At 70.2% G+C, this 17,455-nt stretch carries 19 protein-coding genes; 8 read left to right on the top strand and 11 right to left on the bottom strand.

The annotated features are described in order from the left end of the window. Nucleotides 1–55: 55 nt before the first annotated feature. The 3 genes from OO69_RS13375 to OO69_RS13365 are packed head-to-tail and all read right to left on the bottom strand — an operon-like array spanning nucleotide 56 to nucleotide 2,651. A complete protein-coding gene (locus OO69_RS13375; RefSeq protein ID WP_033280771.1) occupies nucleotides 56–814 on the bottom strand; it encodes an ABC transporter permease in 759 nt (252 codons plus the stop codon). Further along, nucleotides 811–1,611 (bottom strand): class I SAM-dependent methyltransferase, encoded by an 801-nt coding sequence (locus OO69_RS13370; RefSeq protein WP_234444427.1) that lies wholly within the window; start codon nucleotides 1,609–1,611, stop codon nucleotides 811–813. Before OO69_RS13370 ends, OO69_RS13375 begins: the two co-directional genes overlap by 4 nt. 5 nt (nucleotides 1,612–1,616) lie before the next feature. Then, on the bottom strand, nucleotides 1,617–2,651 hold the full coding sequence (locus OO69_RS13365) for an ABC transporter substrate-binding protein (protein ID WP_033280769.1): 1,035 nt from the start codon (nucleotides 2,649–2,651) through the stop codon (nucleotides 1,617–1,619). 159 nt (nucleotides 2,652–2,810) lie between these two features. Between OO69_RS13365 and OO69_RS13360 the strand changes: the two genes are divergently transcribed. Further along, nucleotides 2,811–3,569: an ABC transporter ATP-binding protein gene (locus OO69_RS13360; RefSeq protein WP_033280768.1), complete on the top strand. Its 759-nt coding sequence runs from the start codon at nucleotides 2,811–2,813 to the stop codon at nucleotides 3,567–3,569. Nucleotides 3,570–3,905: 336 nt separating this feature from the next. On the opposite strand, the gene OO69_RS13355 is transcribed toward OO69_RS13360, so the two are convergent. Continuing rightward, a complete protein-coding gene (locus OO69_RS13355; RefSeq protein ID WP_078652413.1) occupies nucleotides 3,906–4,409 on the bottom strand; it encodes a VOC family protein in 504 nt (167 codons plus the stop codon). 250 nt (nucleotides 4,410–4,659) lie between these two features. Between OO69_RS13355 and OO69_RS13350 the strand changes: the two genes are divergently transcribed. The 3 genes from OO69_RS13350 (at nucleotide 4,660) to OO69_RS13340 (ending at nucleotide 7,242) form a co-directional block, all read left to right on the top strand. Continuing rightward, complete coding sequence (locus OO69_RS13350; RefSeq protein WP_033280767.1) at nucleotides 4,660–5,868, top strand: epoxide hydrolase family protein; 1,209 nt, start codon at nucleotides 4,660–4,662, stop codon at nucleotides 5,866–5,868. Between the two features lie 116 nt (nucleotides 5,869–5,984). Beyond that, on the top strand, nucleotides 5,985–6,638 hold the full coding sequence (locus OO69_RS13345; RefSeq protein ID WP_033280766.1) for a ClpP family protease: 654 nt from the start codon (nucleotides 5,985–5,987) through the stop codon (nucleotides 6,636–6,638). Nucleotide 6,639: 1 nt separating this feature from the next. Continuing rightward, a complete protein-coding gene (locus OO69_RS13340) occupies nucleotides 6,640–7,242 on the top strand; it encodes a ClpP family protease (RefSeq protein ID WP_033280765.1) in 603 nt (200 codons plus the stop codon). A 9-nt stretch (nucleotides 7,243–7,251) separates the two neighbouring features. Here the strand turns inward: OO69_RS13340 and OO69_RS13335 are convergent, their stop codons facing one another. After that, on the bottom strand, nucleotides 7,252–7,644 hold the full coding sequence (locus tag OO69_RS13335) for a helix-turn-helix domain-containing protein (RefSeq protein WP_078652412.1): 393 nt from the start codon (nucleotides 7,642–7,644) through the stop codon (nucleotides 7,252–7,254). Between the two features lie 88 nt (nucleotides 7,645–7,732). On the opposite strand from OO69_RS13335, the gene OO69_RS13330 reads away from it, so the two are divergent. Continuing rightward, the gene (locus OO69_RS13330) at nucleotides 7,733–8,518 is read left to right on the top strand and encodes a class I SAM-dependent methyltransferase (protein ID WP_033280763.1); all 786 of its coding nucleotides are present in this window, start codon (nucleotides 7,733–7,735) and stop codon (nucleotides 8,516–8,518) included. Here the strand turns inward: OO69_RS13330 and OO69_RS13325 are convergent. Then, nucleotides 8,515–8,976 (bottom strand): ATP-binding protein, encoded by a 462-nt coding sequence (locus tag OO69_RS13325; RefSeq protein WP_033280762.1) that lies wholly within the window; start codon nucleotides 8,974–8,976, stop codon nucleotides 8,515–8,517. The genes OO69_RS13330 and OO69_RS13325 overlap by 4 nt on opposite strands. Before the next feature lie 83 nt (nucleotides 8,977–9,059). Then, complete coding sequence (locus OO69_RS13320; protein WP_234444426.1) at nucleotides 9,060–10,328, bottom strand: DUF6777 domain-containing protein; 1,269 nt, start codon at nucleotides 10,326–10,328, stop codon at nucleotides 9,060–9,062. 161 nt (nucleotides 10,329–10,489) lie between these two features. Here OO69_RS13320 and OO69_RS13315 point away from each other — a divergent pair, with 161 nt between their 5' ends. Next, a complete protein-coding gene (locus OO69_RS13315; RefSeq protein ID WP_033280761.1) occupies nucleotides 10,490–11,779 on the top strand; it encodes a streptophobe family protein in 1,290 nt (429 codons plus the stop codon). Between the two features lie 31 nt (nucleotides 11,780–11,810). Next, complete coding sequence (locus OO69_RS13310) at nucleotides 11,811–12,239, top strand: nuclear transport factor 2 family protein (protein WP_033280760.1); 429 nt, start codon at nucleotides 11,811–11,813, stop codon at nucleotides 12,237–12,239. A gap of 51 nt (nucleotides 12,240–12,290) precedes the next feature. Here the strand turns inward: OO69_RS13310 and OO69_RS13305 are convergent, their stop codons facing one another. The 4 genes from OO69_RS13305 to OO69_RS13290 form a co-directional block, all read right to left on the bottom strand. Beyond that, nucleotides 12,291–13,268, bottom strand: a complete 978-nt coding sequence (locus OO69_RS13305; protein WP_033280759.1) for a serine/threonine-protein kinase — start codon at nucleotides 13,266–13,268, stop codon at nucleotides 12,291–12,293. Beyond that, nucleotides 13,258–13,803, bottom strand: a complete 546-nt coding sequence (locus tag OO69_RS13300) for a hypothetical protein (RefSeq protein WP_106971026.1) — start codon at nucleotides 13,801–13,803, stop codon at nucleotides 13,258–13,260. The genes OO69_RS13305 and OO69_RS13300 overlap by 11 nt, the downstream gene beginning before the upstream one ends. 17 nt (nucleotides 13,804–13,820) lie before the next feature. After that, nucleotides 13,821–16,163, bottom strand: a complete 2,343-nt coding sequence (locus tag OO69_RS13295; protein ID WP_033280757.1) for an FHA domain-containing protein — start codon at nucleotides 16,161–16,163, stop codon at nucleotides 13,821–13,823. Between the two features lie 72 nt (nucleotides 16,164–16,235). Further along, the gene (locus OO69_RS13290) at nucleotides 16,236–16,646 is read right to left on the bottom strand and encodes a hypothetical protein (protein ID WP_033280890.1); all 411 of its coding nucleotides are present in this window, start codon (nucleotides 16,644–16,646) and stop codon (nucleotides 16,236–16,238) included. A gap of 389 nt (nucleotides 16,647–17,035) precedes the next feature. Between OO69_RS13290 and OO69_RS13285 the strand changes: the two genes are divergently transcribed. Continuing rightward, nucleotides 17,036–17,419: a nuclear transport factor 2 family protein gene (locus OO69_RS13285; protein WP_033280756.1), complete on the top strand. Its 384-nt coding sequence runs from the start codon at nucleotides 17,036–17,038 to the stop codon at nucleotides 17,417–17,419. The last annotated feature ends 36 nt before the right edge of the window (nucleotides 17,420–17,455 follow it).

Raw genomic sequence — 17,455 nt, 5'->3', positions numbered from 1 at the left:
ACTGGTTACGCGGAGGGGCGGGCGCGGCCCGATGACGGACCCCGCAGGCGATCGCTCAGCCGGTGGTCTCGCGGGCCCAGGGCAGCAGCGCCCGCTCGGTGAGGACGACGACGTAGAAGAGCAGCACGCTCATCGCGCTGAGCAGGGCCATCGCGGCGAAGGCGAGGGGCGTGTCGGCGTTGCCGCCGGAGGCCACGATGACGTAGCCGAGGCCCTGGTCGCCGCCCGCGAACTCGCCGACGACCGCGCCCACGACGGCCAGGGTGACACCGAGGCGCAGGCCGGTGAAGACCTGGGGCAGGGCCCAGGGGATACGGAGTTTGCGGTAGGTCTGCCAGCGGGAGGCGGTGAGGGAGCGGGCCAGCTCGGTCAGTTCCAGGGGGACCGAGGTCAGCCCGGCCATGGTCGACACGACGACGGGGAACCAGGCGAGGAGCGCCACCATGAACACCTTCGGGGCGGTCCCGAAACCGAGCCAGACCACGAGGAGCGGTGCCACCGCGATCTTGGGTACGGCGTTGACGGCGACCAGCAGCGGCATGACCGCGCGTTCCACGCCCCGGGACGCGGTGAGCAGGACGGCGGTCGCGAGTCCCGCGCCGACGGCCAGGCCGAAGCCTACGGCCGTCTCGGTGAACGTCTGCCAGGTCTGCCGGAGCAGATAGCCGGGCAGCCGGTCGAAGGCGTCGACCACATCGGGCGGCGACGGCAGCAGGAACGACCGGATGCCGAAGGCGACGGTCGCCAGCCACCACCCGGCCAGCGCGCACACCGCCGCCAGGACCGGCGGTCCCGCCGCCAGGACGCGTCTCACGCGGAAGGCCTGCGGCCGATGGTCGAGTAGGTGAAGTGGCCGCGCACCAGCAGCCGGGGATCGGCCACCAGCCTTTCCAGCTCGTCGAGTTGGGCCTCCGTCATGCCGGCCGCCAGGAAGTCCTCCCGCGCCTGCGCGATGTTGGCGCCGATCAGCAGCGCGCCCGCGGTGCCGCCCGGCCAGGACCGGGACTCGATCACGGTGTCCACGTCGGTCAGGCCCGCCTCCAGCATGGCGGCGGGCACCCGGCCCGCCCAGGTGGGGTCGTTGCCGTGGGCGGGCAGGACCCGTTCGACCAGCAACTCCTGGTAGCGGTCGACCAGTTGGGCCGCCTCCGAAGTCGGGGCCGCCAGCACCAGCTTGCGGAAGGTCGTCTCGAAGTCCTCCACCACCAGTGCGCCACCGGGTGCGAGCGCCGCCGCGAGCCGTCGGAGAACGGCCTCCCGTCCGGGCAGGTGCAGCAGCACCAGCCGGGCGTGGATCACGTCCCAGGGCCCGTCCGGCACCGGTTCGCTCTCCAGGTCGTGCACGAGCACGTCGTAGGGCGGACTCGGCGGCAGATGACGGGTGTTGACGTCGGTGGCGAGCACCCGCCCGGTCGGTCCCGTCGCGCGGGCGAACCAGTCGGCGATGCTGCCACCCCCGGCGCCGGTCTCCAGACAGCGCCGGCCGGTCAGGTCGCCGAGGGAGGTCAGCCGCGAGATCGTGAACTCGTCGAGGATCGCGGGGAGTTGACCGTGCCGGTCGACGGCCTCCGGGTGGTCGTTGTCGAAGACGTACGGCAGCGGGGTCTCCACCTCCGTCAGCTCCCCTTCATGGCAGCGAAGTCGACGACGTCCTGCGGGGTCATCCCGGGCTGGATGACCCCGGCGTCCTGGAGGCTGGTGATGGCACGCTGCAAACGCGCCTGGGTAATGAGGCCGATGGACGACTCGCCCTCGGCGGTCACGGACGGCGTCATCAGCTTGATCTCAGCGGTCGCGGCCGTGGCGTCCGTCTCCGGGTGCTTGGCGTGCAGCAACTTCCCGGCCTCGTCCGGGTGTTGGATCGTGTACTTCAGCCCCTTGAGGAGAGCCGTGCGGAAGCGCTTGACCAGGTCCGGTTTCTTCGCGGCGATGGCTGCGGTGGTGACGGTGGCGTTGCCGTAGAGGTCGGGCAGGTAGGTGCTGTAGGGGAACACCACGACGTGCTTCGACCTGGCCTGCACGGTGGCCTTCTCGATGGTGGGCCGGCCGATCAGGAACGTGCTGAGCGCGTCGGCCTTTCCGCTCGCGAGGGCCGGGCCCAGCTGGACGGGCTGGACCGCGATCCAGCGGACGCCGGTGGTGTCGATGCCGGCGAGCTTGGCGTAGCCGGGGAAGAGCAACTGGTTCACGGAGTTGGCGGCGGCCGCGATCCGCTTGCCCTTGAGGTCCTTCGGGGTGGTGATGCCCGACCCCTGCATCGCCATGATGGAGACGAGCGTCCGCTGGTGGATGGCGAGTACGGCGCGGAAGTCTCGATAGGCCGTGGAGTTCTTGGCCCCCGCGGAAATCATCGCGCCCGTGAAGTCCAAACTCGTGAACTGCGCATTTCCGGAGGCGAGGGCCTTGAGGTTCTCACCGGCGGCTTTTCCGAGTTCGATCTTCACGTCGATTCCGGCCTGCCGGAAATAGCCTTTCTGCTCGGCCACCCAGGCGAAGGCGTCCCGCCCCGCCGCACCGAAGGCGGTGACGTAGGTGAGGTGATCCTTGGCCGAACTCGGGCTCTTGGAGGATGAGTTGGAGTCGCAGGCAGCGGCGGCCAGGAGTGTGACCGCCGTACAGAACACCGTCGCCGTGCGGTATGAGCGGATCATGCGACCTCCCCTGAGGGGGGAATGGGTGGGGGGGGGACGGCGGCACTTGAAGGGGCTTTATCGCCGGGGTCGCGATCCGGAAAATCGTACGCGAGCATGTCACAATCCAGCAGAGCGATTTTCGGTACTCCGCGCACGGCGGCCGACGGGAGTCGACGCGTGATCCAATTACGGGGTGTGTCCAAGGAGTTCGCGCATCGGCGGGGTTCCGTCGAAGCGCTTCACGGCATCGATCTGGAGGCGGCCGACGGCGAGTTCGTGGCGATCGTCGGGCGGTCCGGGTGCGGGAAGTCGACGTTGCTGCGGCTGATCGCCGGGCTGGTGCCGCCGACGCGGGGCGAGGTGCTGATGGGCGGCCGGGCCGTCACCGGACCGCGCCGCGACTGCGCCGTCCTCTTCCAGCGGCCGGCGCTGCTGCCGTGGCGGTCGGTGTTGGACAACGTGCTGCTGCCTGCGGAGATCTCGGGGGACCGGAAGAACGGCTCGCGCGAACTGGCGCTGGGGCTGATCGGGACGATGGGCCTCGACGGCTTCCAGCGCCGCCTGCCGCACGAACTGTCCGGCGGGATGCAGCAGCGGGTGGCACTGTGCCGGTCGCTCATGCGGCGGCCCCGGGTGCTCTTGATGGACGAGCCGTTCTCCGCGCTGGACGCGCTCACCCGGGACGAGTTGTGCGCCGAGTTGCAGCGGACGCACCGCGAGCATCCGTCCACTGTCGTCCTCGTCACGCACTCCGTGGACGAGGCGGTCCTGCTGGCGGATCGGGTGGTCGTGCTCACGCCCCGGCCCGGCCGGATCCGGACGGTCCTCGACGTCACCCTGCCACGGCCACGCACCCGCGCCCGGGCCGGCCAGGCGGAGCAACTGGCCCGGCGGGCGGCCGAGTTGCACGCGCTGCTGCTGGACAGCGAGAGCTGATCGCACCGGGCGACTATGACGACGGGACGGGACGCCCCGCGACGATCGCGGCACTGCTGGACGCGGTGTGGGGGCTGTTGGCCGAGCAGGCTTTCGCCGCCAGGGACGCCTGTTAGACCGCCAGTGGCGTACCCGCGCCGACCGGCTGCGCCACGCCCTGCCCGGCCGACGGGCCGGGAGCTCTCCCGGATCCTCAACGGTGACGCCGACCTGCCGCACGCGGCGATGGAGCCGGACCGCAGGTGAGTGCCGGTGTCGATGGAGTCCCGACGCCCCGGGGATCGAGCAGGCCCCGCTGGCTCTCCCGAGCCGGAGCCTGCTCCCCGCGATCACCCGTCACTCCCCCGCGAAGGCCTTCTCCAGCGCGGCGAGGTCGAACTTGCCCATCGCCATGAAGGACTCCGTCGCGCGGGCGACCTTCGCGGGGTCCGGGTCGGTGATCATCTCGATGAGCCGGCTGGGGACGACCTGCCAGGACACGCCGAACTTGTCCTTGAGCCAGCCGCACGGGCCGGGCTCGCCGCCGTCGGTGAGCTTGGTCCAGTAGTAGTCGATGTCCTCCTGGTTCTCGCACGGGATCTGGAAGGACACCGCCTCGGTGAACTTGAACTCGGGGCCGCCGTTCAGCCCGACGAACTTCTGGCCGAAGGCCGTGAACTCCACGGTGAGCACCGTGCCCGCCGGCTGCGGGGCGCCCTCGCCGTAGCGGCTGACGCGCCCGATGCTGGAGTTCTTGAAGATCGACACGTAGTGGTGGGCGGCTTCCTCGGCCTGGCCGTCGAACCAGAGGCAGGTGGTGAATCCGTCGGTGCGTGCGTCGGTGGTCATGAGCTCCTCCATGGGCTCCGGGTGCATCGAACACGGTCATCTGTATCGACCGGAGCAGGCCGCGAAACTCATCGGTCGGCTGCGGACCAGTTCGCGTGTCCGCTCCCCGGTGCGATACCGGACAGCCTTGGAGAGTCCCGTGCGGTCCCGCGCCCCAAAGGGGCGCGGGGAACTGCGCGCCCAGCCCCCACCGGCCCGCGCCTTCATCCACCGGCCGCAGTTTCATCCACCCGCCCCAGCGGAACGCCTACGCTCGGTTTCCATGACGTCCCCGCAGGCAGACAGCGTTCAGCCCTTCCACATCGACATCCCGCAGCCCGACCTCGACGACCTCCACACCCGCCTGGACCACACCCGCTGGCCCGACGACCTGTCCGGCACCGGGTGGGCCTACGGCGTACCGGCCGACTACCTGCGGGAGCTGGTCCACTACTGGCGGAACACATACGACTGGCGCGCGGCCGAGGCGGAACTGAACGCATGGCCGCAGTTCACGACCACCATCGACGGCACGAACATCCACTTCGCCCACATCCGCTCCCCCGAACCACACGCCACCCCGCTGATCATCACCCACGGCTGGCCGGGCTCGATCGTCGAATTCCTCGACATCGTGGGCCTGTTGACCAACCCGGCGGCCCACGGCGGCGACCCGGCCGACGCCTTCCACGTGGTCGTCCCCAGCATCCCCGGCTTCGGCCTCTCCGGCCCGCCCGCCGACACCGGCTGGGAGGCGGGCCGGATCGCCGACGCCTGGGCCGAGTTGATGCACCGGCTCGGCCACGACCGGTTCGGCGCGCAGGGCGGCGACTGGGGCTCGGCGATCTCCCGAGAGCTGGGCCGCGCCCACCCGGACCGGGTCATCGGCGTCCACCTCAACCTCTTGCCAGGCGCACAGGCCCTCACCGAGCCCACCGCCGAGGAACTGGCCGCGCTCGGCCCGGAGGAGCAGGCCGACGCCCTGGAGTCCTGGCGCCGCTGGACTGCCTGGTCCCGCGAGGGCACCGGATACGCCGTCCTCCACGCCACCCGCCCACAGACCCTGGCGTACGGCCTCACGGACTCGCCGGTCGGCCAACTCGCCTGGATCGTCGAGAAGTTCAGGGAGTGGACCGACTCGGAGGAGCTGCCCGAGGAGGCCGTGGACCGGGACCGGCTGCTCACGAACGTGATGCTGTACTGGCTGACGGGGACGGCGGGTTCGGCCGCCCGCATCTACTACGAACGGGCCCACGCCACCGGCGCGAGGGCCGCCGCACCGACCCTCCCCTCCACCACCCCCACGGCGCTCGCCATCTTCCCGGCCGAGATCCAGATCCCGCTCCGCCACAAGGCCGAGCGCACCGAGAACATCGTCCGCTGGACCAAGCTAGACCGGGGCGGCCACTTCGCCGCGATGGAGGAACCGGACCTGCTGGCAGCGGACGTACGGGCGTTCTTCCGGCAGCTGCGCGAGAAGGACGCCGGCTGATCCGTCTGCTCACGGCGAATCTGCTGAAAGCCTAGAAACCCCCAGGCCGGGGCGTTGTCGGCCGACAGTGGAGACAGGTCACGACACACCTTCGACACCCTCGACAAGGAGTGCCCATGTCTCCACTCACGACCGGTTTCGCACCGGCCCTCATGCCACGCGCCGAGGAACTCGACACCCCGTCCACCCACTTCGACGACCACCTCGCCGCCCAACTCCTCGGCCAGCGCATCGTGTTCCTCGGCACCCAGGTCGACGAGGTCTCCGCGAACCGGATCTGCGCCCAGTTGCTGCTCCTGTCCGCGGAGGACCCGCGCACGGACATCAGCCTGTACATCAACAGCCCCGGCGGCTCCGTGACAGCCGGCCTCGCGATCTACGACACGATGCAGCTGATCCCGAACGACGTCGCGACTCTGACGATGGGCTTCGCGGCGAGCATGGGCCAGTTCCTGCTCAGCGTCGGCACCCACGGCAAGCGCTATGCCCTCCCCCACGCGCGGGTCATGATGCACCAGCCGTCGGCGGGCATCGGCGGCACCACAGCCGACATCGAGATCCAGGCGGAGAACCTGGACTTCACGAAGAAGACCATCGAGCGGCTGACCGCCCAGCACACGGGCCAGAGCGAGGAGACCATCTCCCGCGACGGCGACCGCGACCGCTGGTTCACGGCCGAACAGGCCAAGGAGTACGGCATGGTCGACCGGGTCGTCGCCTCGCTGGACGACGTGCGCCCGGCCGCCTCGAAGCGACGGATGGGGCTCTGACATGGGGACGTACACGATTCCGAACGTCGTCGAGCGCACCCCGAACGGCGAGCGTTCCTACGACGTGTTCAGCCGGCTGCTGTCCGAGCGGATCATCTTCCTCGGCACCGACATCGACGACGGCGTCGCCAACGTCGTCATCGCGCAACTCCTCCATCTGGAGTCGTCGTCACCGGAGAGCGAGATCGCGATCTACATCAACTCGCCCGGCGGATCGTTCACTTCACTGATGGCGATCTACGACACGATGACGTACGTCCAGGCCCCGATCTCGACGTTCTGCGTCGGCCAGGCCGCGTCGACGGCGGCCGTGCTGCTGGCCGGCGGGGACCCCGGACGGCGGTTCGTCCTGGAGCACGCGCGCGTGCTGCTCGGCCAGCCGGCGAGCGGCGGGCAGCGTGGCATGGTCTCCGATCTCGCCCTCCAGGCGAAGGAGATGGTGCGGATCCGCTCCCAGGTGGAGGAGGTGCTGTCCCGGCACACCCACCACGACATCCCCACGCTGCGCGCCGACATGGACCGCGACAAGGTGTTCACCGCACAGGAGGCCGTGGCGTACGGCCTGGCCGACCAGGTGGTCAGCCGACGCCTCGGCCCGTCCTGAGCGGCACCGTCAGGCGGCGACCAGACTGAGCTGCCCGTTGTACGGCGAAGTGACCCTGCCCTGGCGCCTGTTGCGGTACCGGCCGAGTTCGTCCCCGGCCAGCGACAGCAGGTCGCCGAGGTCGAGTCCGAGGGCGTGGGCGGCGGCCGCGATGACCTCCGAGGAGGCCTCCTTGCGGCCCCGCTCCACCTCCGAGAGATACGGCATGGAGATCCGGGCGGCGTCGGCCACGTCCTTCAACGTGCGTTCCTGCGCGAGGCGTTCGCGTCGTAGGACGTCACCGACCAGGTCGCGCCACAGGGGTTCCTTGGGCGCGGGAACCTGCGGCTCCGGCAGGTGAGGGGCCGGCTCGTGCGGGCGCAGCGGAATCACGCGGGCTTGGTTCGGCGCTTGGTTGCTCACCCCCTCAGACTAAAAGCCGTGGACGTGAGGGCAAGGGATCAGCATTCTGCCCTGGGGGGAATCGCCGATACGAAAGGGTGCCGGAACGGTGCTGCGCGACACATTCGACGGAGCGGCGGAGCGCTACGACCGGGTCCGCCCCCGGTATCCGCGCCCTCTGGTCGACGAACTGGCCCGTACTGCGAGCCTCGGCCCGGACAGCCGGATCCTGGAGATCGCCCCCGGCACCGGTCAACTCACCGTCCCGCTGGCCGAGTTCGGCGGGCGACTGACTGCCGTGGAACTGGGGCCGTCGCTCGCGTCGCTGGCCCGGCGCAATCTGAGCGCGTTCCCGCGGGTCGACGTACAGGTCGCGGACTTCGAGCTGTGGGAGGTGCCGGACGAGCCGTTCGACGTGGTGGTGATCGCGACGGCGTACCACTGGTTCGATCCTGAGAGGTTCCTCGCGAAGACGGCGTCCGCGCTCCGCCCCGGCGGGCACCTGGCGGTCGTCACCACGCATCACGTCGCGGGCGGCACGCAGGACTTCTTCGACCGGTCGCAGCGCTGCTACGAACGCTGGGACCCGGACACTCCGCCCGGATTCCGGAGTCCCACCGAGGACGAAACGGCAATGGACACAGGGGAGTTCGAGGGCTCCGCGCACTTCGAGGACGTCACGGTGTGGCGGGGCGCGCAGGAGATCACGTACACGACCGACGAGTACCTCGACGTCGTGCTCACGTACTCGAACCATCTCGCGCTGGACGAGCCCGCGCGCCGGGGCCTGCTGGCCTGTCTGCGGGAGCTGCTGGAGACGCGGTACGGCGGCCGGGTCACCAAGCGGTACCTGCACGAGCTGATCACTGCCACCCGGAGCGGGCGGACCTCCTAGCGGTCTTCCCCGCTCAGGTAAACCACGGCACGCACCCGCTTCCCGACCGGTACCCGTTCGACGCTCACCTGCGCGGCCAGGGCATGGACTATCTCCAGGCCGTGCCGGCCGATGCGCTCGGGGTCCCGGGCGAAGAGCCGGGGCAGAGCGACGCTGCTGTCGCAGACGGACACCGTCACCGAGGTGTCCGTGCCCTCCAGCTCCAGGATGTACGGCCCGTTGCTGTGGCGATCCGCGTTGGTGACCAACTCGCTCACCACCAGCAGCAGTTCGCCGTCGGACTGGTCGTCGATCGTGGCGCACCACTCGGTTCTGAGCTGTTCCAGGAACTGGTGGGTGAAGTGCCGGGCCGCTGAGATGCAGCCCGGTTCGCCGGTGTAGTGCGCCGCCCGCCTCAGCGGTTCCACGGGCACGTCGAAACGAGTCGGTATCACTACCCCGTCCCGGTGGTCGATCATGCGTGTCTCTCTCGGAAGGCGGCACTGCCGGTCGCTGTCGTACCAGTGCTCGTACCCAGCACCACGCCCGGCAGTCCCCCCGATCAGAGTGACGGTGAAATCGACCCCGCCGAAACCGGCGCGCTGAAGCTCGACGACGAGGTCGTGGTCGTGTCGGAAGCCAGCGATTCGGGTGGGGAGGACGAGGCCGAGGAGGCGGAAGAGGCGTCCGACGACGCTGTCGGCGGCGGTTCGGAGGACGAGGACCCCGGGCTCGACGGGGACTCCGAACTCGGCGACGAGGAGGACGGCGAGGACGGTGCGCTCGACGTCGGCGGGCACGGGCTGGTGGACGTCCCGGGCGTTCCCGGCGTACCGGGGGCCGTGGAGGCGCACGCCGACGGGGAGTTGGAGGACGGCGAGGTCGGCGGGGACACGGTGACCGAGGGGCTGGCCGGGTTCACCGGCGCCGGGGTCTTGTGGTCGTGCTTGCCCGTGTCGCCGTGGTGGCGGCCGAACCAGTGGCCGTTCTCCGGGTCGTAGATCACGAAGATGTTGATGATCTGCGGTGCGGGGGTGACCACGACGACGTTCTGCGGCCGGTACGAGGACCAGGTGTCGCCGGTGCGCTTCGGGGTGGTCTGCTGGGCGACGGGCGGCGACAGCGGGTTGCCGCAGGCGCAGCGGACGCGGGGCACGCCGTGGTTGTCGACGAGGACGGCGGTGCCGGCCTGGAGGACGGCCTGGTAGCTGGTGGCGGCGCCGTCGCGGTAGCCGTGGTTGGTGACGCGGGTGTCCATGCGCAGTTGTACGGGGGTGAGTGAGCGCAGGTAGGCGGGGACTCCGGCGGGCTGGACGCCGACGACGGACGCGAACGCCGTGTTCTTCGCCGGGGCCGCATGGAGGGCCTTGATCTGCTTCTCCACGTCACAGCTGGAGACGTTCTGGGTGCCGCCGTAGAGACCGGGGGCACCGCCGTCGACACCGCGCACCGCGTTCACCGGTTCCGAGGCGGTGGGTGAGGCGGAGACGGGCGGGGCGGAGTTCTCGGTGGCGCTGGACTCGGTGAACGGATCGGGACCGGTCTTGGCAGCGGCCTGCAGGAAGACCTCACCCTTGCTGGCCGTCCTGCTCGAACCGCCGCCGTCGGACCGGGTGAAGACGAGGCCCAGAACCACGGCGGCCACCACGACGGCCGTGAGGATCGCGACGCGCGGCACCGACTTCCACCAGGGCCGGTGCGGCTCCGGCGCCCCGGCACCGCCGCCGCCCGAGGGCTGCGAGGGCGGACCCGAAGGCGGCTGGGAGGGTCCCGACAGCGGGCCGGAGGGCGGTCCGGTGGGGCGGCCTGAAGACGGAGGTTCGACGCTCACGAGCTCTTCTTCCCGACGCGGTCGACAGCGGCACTCGTCCCGACTTGTGCCGCTTTATCCACAACGAACCCATTGTGTGCTCGGGTCATGGTCCACCCGCAAGCCGACGCGGACGGCCCTCCCGGCGGGCGCGCTCCCCCGCCGCTGCTTAGCGTGACCGTGTGACCCCCCGAACCCCCTCTGACCAGGCAGTAGCCCGCCACGGCTGGCTCCAGGCGCTCGGCACAGTGCTGGCAGGCGTGCTCAGCATGGCCCTGGTGTCCGCGCTCGGCCTGTGGGCGGCGGGCGCGACGGACCTCCCGGACGGCGCGTTCCCCCGGGTCGTCACGGCCACGGTGGTGACGGCGGTGGGCGGCACCCTGAAACTCACCGGCAACGCGGGCTCCCTGGCCGACACCAAAGCAGGCCTGACGGTCATCCCCCTCTCGGTGACCCTGACCGGCGCCCTGACGACCGCAGCAGGTTTCCTACGACCCCTGCGGCACCGCGCGGTCGCCTCGGCGGCGGAACTGGCCGGCTGGGCCGCCCGCGTCGCCGTCCTGTGGCTGCTCGCCCTGATCGGACTGGCCCTGGGAGCGCGCCAGAAATTCTCGATCTCCCTGGGCACCGGAACCCTGGGTGACATCGGCGACCTGCTCGGCGCATCGCCCGAGGTCGGCTTCGAGGCGGACTTGGCACAGACGGTGCTGTACGGGCTCCTATGGCTGGCGGGAGTCCTGATCCTGGCCCTCCTGGTGTCACCGGGCGCACCCCTCCCCGCCCGCCTCCTCCGCTTCCACGCGTCGGTACGCCCGGCGGCGTTCGCGGTGGTGGCCCTGCTCCTCACCTACGTGGCACTCGGCGTCGTCCTGGCCCTGGTCGTAGCGGCGACCCGCGGCGAAGCCGCCCAGGCCTTCGCGCTCATCCTCCTGGGCATGCCGAACCTGGTCTGGCTGGCCCTGACCATCGGCCTGGGCGCCACCTGGAACGGCCGCGTCGACGGCCCCTTCGGCCTCCCCGTCCCCCGCCTCCTGAACGAGGTCCTGCGCACCCCGGACGTCTCCACCCTGAACCTGCGCTCGCTCGCCGCCCACGACAACGGCGTGTGGTGGCTCCTGGCCGTGAACGCGGTCCTGCTCCTCGCCGCCGCCTTCCTGATGGCCGCCCGCTCCCCGGCCCACGTACGCGCCTGGCAACACGCCCTCCACCTGGCCATCGCCTTCGCCCTCGCGATCCTCATGATCTGCCTGATCGGCCGGATCTCCGCCCACTACGGCCTCTCCCTCCTCGGCATCGGCGACGCGGGCGGCGGCCTGTCCGGAGACCTGTTCCTGAAGCCGGAGGTGTGGTCGGCGGTGGGTCTGGCGGCGGTGTGGGGGCTGGCGGCGGGATTCCTGGGCGCGTTGTTGGCCAAGCCGGTCCACCGACGAGGCGAGGTCGAAATTCCCAAGCAACCCCAGCACCAGCCATGAGAGTGTGCGCCCACCCAAGGGAAGGGCAGACATGGCATTGCCTCTCGAAGACCGCCTGGCCATAGCGGAGTTGATCGCCCTGCACGGCCACCTGGCCGACGAGGGCGAACTCGACCGCTTGTCCGAGGTGTTCACCCCGGACATCGAGTACGACCTCACGGACTTCGGCCAGGGCACACTCACGGACCTCGCCCAACTCACGGACGCGGCCCTTGCGTTGGGCGCAGGGAACCCCGTCGCACATCACGTGACGAACGTGGTGATCGAGGAGCTGCCGGACGGACAAGTACGCGCACGGTCGAAGGGGTTGGGCATCAGAACGGACGGCTCGTGCGGATCGGTCACGTACGAGGACACAGTGGTGCGGGTCGAGTCAGGTTGGCGAATCACACGGCGCAGAATCACGGCACGACGCATCCCCCTGAACGGACTGACGCCGGGTACCGCAGCCCCCCTTTAGGGGCGCGGGGAACTGCGCGACCAGCCACAACGCACCCGCAGCCAAAACACCTCAGTCACGCCGCCTGAACACAGGTTCGGCCCACCGCGGCGGCGCAGGAGGCCGTTCGTCCCTCCCCCGGGCCACCCGCAGGTCCACCTCAGTCGGAGCATGCCCGACCTCACCCCCGCGCAACTCCGTGACAAACGCCAAACAAGACTCGTACCGATCATCAGGACTCTTCGCCAACGCCCTCGCGAAGACCCCGTCGACATGCCCAGGCAGATCCCCCCGAGCCTCCCTGACCGCCGGAGGCATGTCGTACTGGTGCGCCCACAACAAGGCCATGTCATCGTCCCGTTGAAACGGCGGCCGCCCGGCCAACGTCTCGTAGACGACACACGCCAGCCCATACACATCACACCGCCCATCAACCGGCCGCCCCGAAATCTGCTCAGGAGCCACATAGTCGAGCGTGCCCACGAACTGCCCGACAGTCGTGAACCCGGTGAGCGACAACGACTTCTTCGTCAGACCGAAGTCGGTGAGGTACACGTGCTCGGGATGATCACTGTCAGTCCCACGGGCAACCAGGATGTTCCCGGGTTTCACATCCCGGTGGACCAGCCCGTGTTCGTGGGCGGCATCCAGCGCGGACGCGACCTGCGTGGCGATACGCACGGCCGTCGGAAGCGCCAACGGCCCCTCCCGGTCCAGGAGATGACGCAGGTCACTGCCGGCGACGTACCGCATCGCGATGTACAGCACCCCGTCCGTCTCCCCCGCCTCGAAGACGGGCACGATGTGCGGATGGTCGATCGCCGCGGCGACCCGGGACTCGTGAGTGAAGCGTTTGCGGAAGGTGTCGTTACGGGCGAGTTCGGGGGCGAGCAGCTTCAGAGCGACCGTGCGGTCGAGGCGCAGGTCGTGGGCGCGGTACACAACCGCCATGCCGCCGCGCCCGATCTCGTCCTCGATGCGGTAGCCGGCGATCTGCTGCCCGATCAGTTCGGAGGGGCGGCCGGAGAAGAGGCTCGCGTCACGGGCCATCGGGGCTCACGACCTGAGTGGGGGCGTGCCCGGGGTCGGCCGGTTCGGCGCGGGGACCGTCGTCGGAGGCGTAGGTGCTGAGGCGGGTGCCGTCGCCGTACACCCAGCGCTCGTGGTCGGAGTCGTAGAGCCAGACGGACTCGCCGTCGACGACCACGCCGATCCGCAGACCCTTGGTGCGGGCCTGGAAGGTGGCGCCGTCCAGGCCGCCGCCCGCGAGGTCCTCCACCGCGCTGCGGTAGCGGGCGAGGGCTTGCTCCGCGCGGGCGAGCAGCGGGCGCGGGTCGGCGGTGCGGGTCAGTGGGCCGCCCGCCGCCGGTGGGTCCTGGGAGACGGAGATCAGATGGCGGCCGTCGACCCAGGCCGACCAGCCGTTGGAGCACAGGGCGTGAGCCCAGTCACCGCGCCGTTCCAGCAACTGCACCGGGAGCAGCGCGTCGAGCGGCACGGTGGGGCGCGCGGGGTCCGGGGCCTCCCAGGCGGGCATCCCGTGCTCGGGGACGACGTGCGTGGGCCGGAAGCCGGGGGGCGGGATCGTCATCGTGGCGGCCCCTACTTCCGCATCACGGCGGGTTCGTGGCGCCGCAGGAGCCGGGACACCAGGAAGCCGAAGAGCAGCGACAGCACGACCAGCATGCCCATGTTGAGCAGCCACACCCCGGCCGAGTGCCGGAACATCGGATCGCCGGTCAGCTCGCCCGGCACGATCCGGGCCAGCCCGATGGTGCCGGCCATCCCGCCGAGCGCCCACCGGGAGGGAACGAGCCAGGACAGCTGTTCCAGGCCGGGTACGCCGTGCAGCTTCAACAGGGCACCGCAGAACACCACTTGGACGATGGCGAGCAGCACCAGCAGCGGCATCGTCACCTCCTCCTTGCGCACCATCGCGGAGACCAGCAGCCCGAGCATCATCGCGGTGAAGGACAACAGGGCGACGGCCACGGTGATTTCGATCAGGGGTGGCATCAACACCCCTTTGCCGCCCGGCGCGTTGAGGTCGACGCCGAACAACCCGACGAGGGTGAGCACGACGGCCTGCGCCACGGTGATCGCACCCAGGACGACGACCTTGGAGAGCAGATACGCCGATCTGGACAGGCCGACGGCTCTCTCGCGCCGGTAGATCGCGCGTTCCTTGACGAGTTCGCGCACGGCGTTGGCCGCGCCGGTGAGCACGCCGCCCACGCACAGGATGAGCAGCGCGTTCATCGCCGTCTCCCGGGTCAGCTCGCTCCCGGCCAGCGCGCGGGCCATCGCGCCCATGACGAACGGCAGCGCGATCATGATGACGAGGAAGGTCCGGTCGGCGGCGAGGGCCGCGGTGTACCGGCGCACCAGGGTGCCGAGTTGAGCGCTACGGCTGCGCGGCCGGGGCGGCGGCGGGGCCGTGGCGACCGCACCCGAGCCCAACTGGTGGGGCTGCGCGGTCGAGTTGGCGATGTACTGGCGCTGGAAGGGGGATTCCCTGAACTCCCCTGCCCAGTCCCGCTCTTGATCCCGCTCGAAGGCCTCGAACGCCTCCGGCCAGTGCTCGAAGCCGAAGAAGGCGAGGGCGTCGTCGGGCGGCCCGTAGTAGGCGACCTTGCCGCCGGGCGCGAGCACCAGGAGCCGGTCGCACACGTCGAGGCTGAGGACGCTGTGGGTGACGACGATGACGGTGCGGCCGTCGTCGGCGAGGCCGCGCAGCATGTGCATCACCGAGCGGTCCATGCCCGGGTCGAGTCCGGAGGTCGGCTCGTCGAGGAAGAGCAGCGAGGGTTTGGTCAGCAGCTCCAGGGCCACGCTGACGCGCTTGCGCTGGCCGCCGGAGAGGCTGTGCACGGGCTGCGTCGCCCGCTGTTCGAGGCCGAGTTCCCGTATGACCTCCTCGACCCTGGCTTGCCGTTCGGCCTTGGCGGTGTCCTGGGGGAAACGGAGTTCGGCCGCGTACGACAGGGCGCTGTGCACGGTCAGTTGGGCGTGCAGGATGTCGTCCTGCGGGACGAGGCCGATGCGCTGGCGCAGTTCGGCGTAGTCGCGGTAGAGGTCGCGGCCGTCGTAGAGCACAGTGCCGCGGTCGGCGGGGCGCTGGCCGGTGAGCGCGTTCAGCAAGGTGGACTTGCCGGCGCCGCTGGGCCCGACGACGGCGAGCAGACATTTCTCGCCAACCGGGAACGACACCTGGTCGAGAAGAACCTTGCGGCCGTGGTCGACAGCGACGGTGAGGTCCTGTACGTCGAGGGAGACCTCGCCCGTGTCGACGTACTCCTGGAGCTGGTCGCCGACGAGACAGAACGCGGAGTGTCCGATACCGACGATGTCACCCGGCCCGACCGGGGCGCGGGCGACGGGCTGGCCGTTGAGATAGGTGCCGTTGTGGCTGCCGAGGTCGACGATCTCGTACGTCCCGTCCGGCATGGCGCGCAGCTCCGCGTGGCGGCGGGAGACGATCAGGTCGTCCACGACGAGGTCGTTGTCGTCGGCCCGGCCGATGCGGACGGTGCGGCTGGGCAGCGGTCGTACGGTGGTCGGCTGCCGGAAAGTGCCGGTGAAGGCGGGCATGGACACGGCCGAAGGGCGTTCCGGGGCCGGGGCGGGGCGGTCGGCCAGGGTGACGCACGGGCCGTCGGCCGGGTTGCCGAAGCGGATCACGCTGCCGGGTCCGACGCCCCACTCCTGGACGCGGCGGCCGTCGGCGTAGGTGCCGTTCGTGCTGTGCTCGTCCTCCAGCGTCCAGTGGTCGGCGTCGGGCCGCAGGACCGCGTGGTGCCAGGAGACGCGGGCGTCGTCGATGACGATGTCGCTGAGGGGGTCGCGGCCGACGTGGTAGTCGCGGCCCGGGGTCATGACCGTGGAGCCCGATTCCGTCTCCAGGAGGAGTTCGGGTGCGGTCGGCGCGTTCGGCCGCTCTGACATGACCCGAATTCTACCGATTCGTTCACCTGTGCGCCCGGCCAGCGGTCAGGGGCGTGCGGTGGTCGACACGTGTCAGGCGACGGGGACGACCAGTGCCGGAACGGTCCGCTGCATCCGGAGGGCGTCGACCGATTCGGCGAGCAGTTCGTACTCGGTGGTCTCGTCGCTGATGGCGATCTGCACGAGCCGTCCGGCCGCCAACTCGTAGGCCACCTGCTCCTGTTGACCCACGTCACGGGACCAGGTGCGTAACGCGCGGGGCACGTCGGGGGCCGTGTCCGACACCGGTACCAGGGCACCCCGGGGGAAGCGCGGGTTCTCCGGTTGCGGGTCGAGGCGGTCGGCCATCCACACCGCGCGGTCCCGTAACCACCACAGGGCGAGCGCCAGGGTGGGAGCGCGGTAGGTTCCCAAGGGCACCCCGACGCGCTGTCCGCCGCAGGTACCGTACGCGGTGACATGGCACAGGAATTCGTCGTGCACGATCACTCCCCCGTCGCGTGTCGATTGCCGGTCGGGCCTCGCTTTCCATGCGGCTCTAATGGGCGGCTCGGGTGGCTCAGGTGGTGCGCACGATGGCGGATTTGCCTCGTGAAGTCATGCCCGGGCACGCGTGAAGTCATGCCCTAGCAGACGAGTATGTTCACTCCTGAAACACTGTCACCACGACTTTTTAGCCACTCTCTTGGCATATTCACAGCCTTGGTTGGCCGAAAAGCTTCGTAGCCCGTTTTGCGGGGTTCTCCCGCCGTCATTACCCGAGGGGTAATCGACGCCTCCCGCGCGCCCCGGCAGGGTGGAGTCACCGGGTCGGCAGGCAGCGGATCCGGTCCCTGACCAGTACGAACAACCTCGCTGGAGGCTGATTCACCATGTCCGTGAACACCGACCGATACGAGAGCGCCGTCGCCCGCTACTTCGAGGCCTGGAACGCGGGCGAACCGGAGGCGCTGGCGAAGGCGGTCGCCGCCGCCTGGTCCGTCGAGGGTACGTACACCGACCCGCTGGCGTCAGTCACCGGCCACGCGGAGATCGCGGGGCTGATCTCCGGGGCGCACGAGCAGTTCCCCGGGTTCGCCTTCCGTCCGCTGGGCGCCGTCGACGGGCACCACGAAACCGTGCGCTTCGCTTGGGAGTTGGTGAGCGAGGCCGACGGCTCGGCGCCCGTCGCCGGGTTCGACGTGATCACGCTGGACGGGGACGGCCGCATCCGCTCCGTGCTCGGTTTCCTCGACCGGGTGCCCGCCGGGGCCTGAGGGCCGGCGTCCGCGATGAGTTTTCCCGCTCGGGGT

This window comes from Streptomyces sp. NRRL F-525 (assembly GCF_000716605.1).
GTDB lineage: Bacteria > Actinomycetota > Actinomycetes > Streptomycetales > Streptomycetaceae > Streptomyces.
The sequence above is the reverse complement of the archived record's forward strand: the minus strand, read 5'-3'. Positions and strand labels throughout refer to the sequence as shown.

What these genes read in the sequence shown, in the direction of transcription:
- OO69_RS13340 (WP_033280765.1), top strand. Translation starts at nt 6,640, where the DNA reads ATGGGGACGTACACGATTCCGAACGTCGTCGAGCGCACCCCGAACGGC.
- OO69_RS13295 (WP_033280757.1), bottom strand. Translation starts at nt 16,163, where the DNA reads ATGTCAGAGCGGCCGAACGCGCCGACCGCACCCGAACTCCTCCTGGAG.
- OO69_RS13355 (WP_078652413.1), bottom strand. Translation starts at nt 4,409, where the DNA reads ATGGAGGAGCTCATGACCACCGACGCACGCACCGACGGATTCACCACC.
- OO69_RS13345 (WP_033280766.1), top strand. Translation starts at nt 5,985, where the DNA reads ATGTCTCCACTCACGACCGGTTTCGCACCGGCCCTCATGCCACGCGCC.
- OO69_RS13305 (WP_033280759.1), bottom strand. Translation starts at nt 13,268, where the DNA reads ATGGCCCGTGACGCGAGCCTCTTCTCCGGCCGCCCCTCCGAACTGATC.
- OO69_RS13365 (WP_033280769.1), bottom strand. Translation starts at nt 2,651, where the DNA reads ATGATCCGCTCATACCGCACGGCGACGGTGTTCTGTACGGCGGTCACA.
- OO69_RS13350 (WP_033280767.1), top strand. Translation starts at nt 4,660, where the DNA reads ATGACGTCCCCGCAGGCAGACAGCGTTCAGCCCTTCCACATCGACATC.
- OO69_RS13285 (WP_033280756.1), top strand. Translation starts at nt 17,036, where the DNA reads ATGTCCGTGAACACCGACCGATACGAGAGCGCCGTCGCCCGCTACTTC.
- OO69_RS13325 (WP_033280762.1), bottom strand. Translation starts at nt 8,976, where the DNA reads ATGATCGACCACCGGGACGGGGTAGTGATACCGACTCGTTTCGACGTG.
- OO69_RS13310 (WP_033280760.1), top strand. Translation starts at nt 11,811, where the DNA reads ATGGCATTGCCTCTCGAAGACCGCCTGGCCATAGCGGAGTTGATCGCC.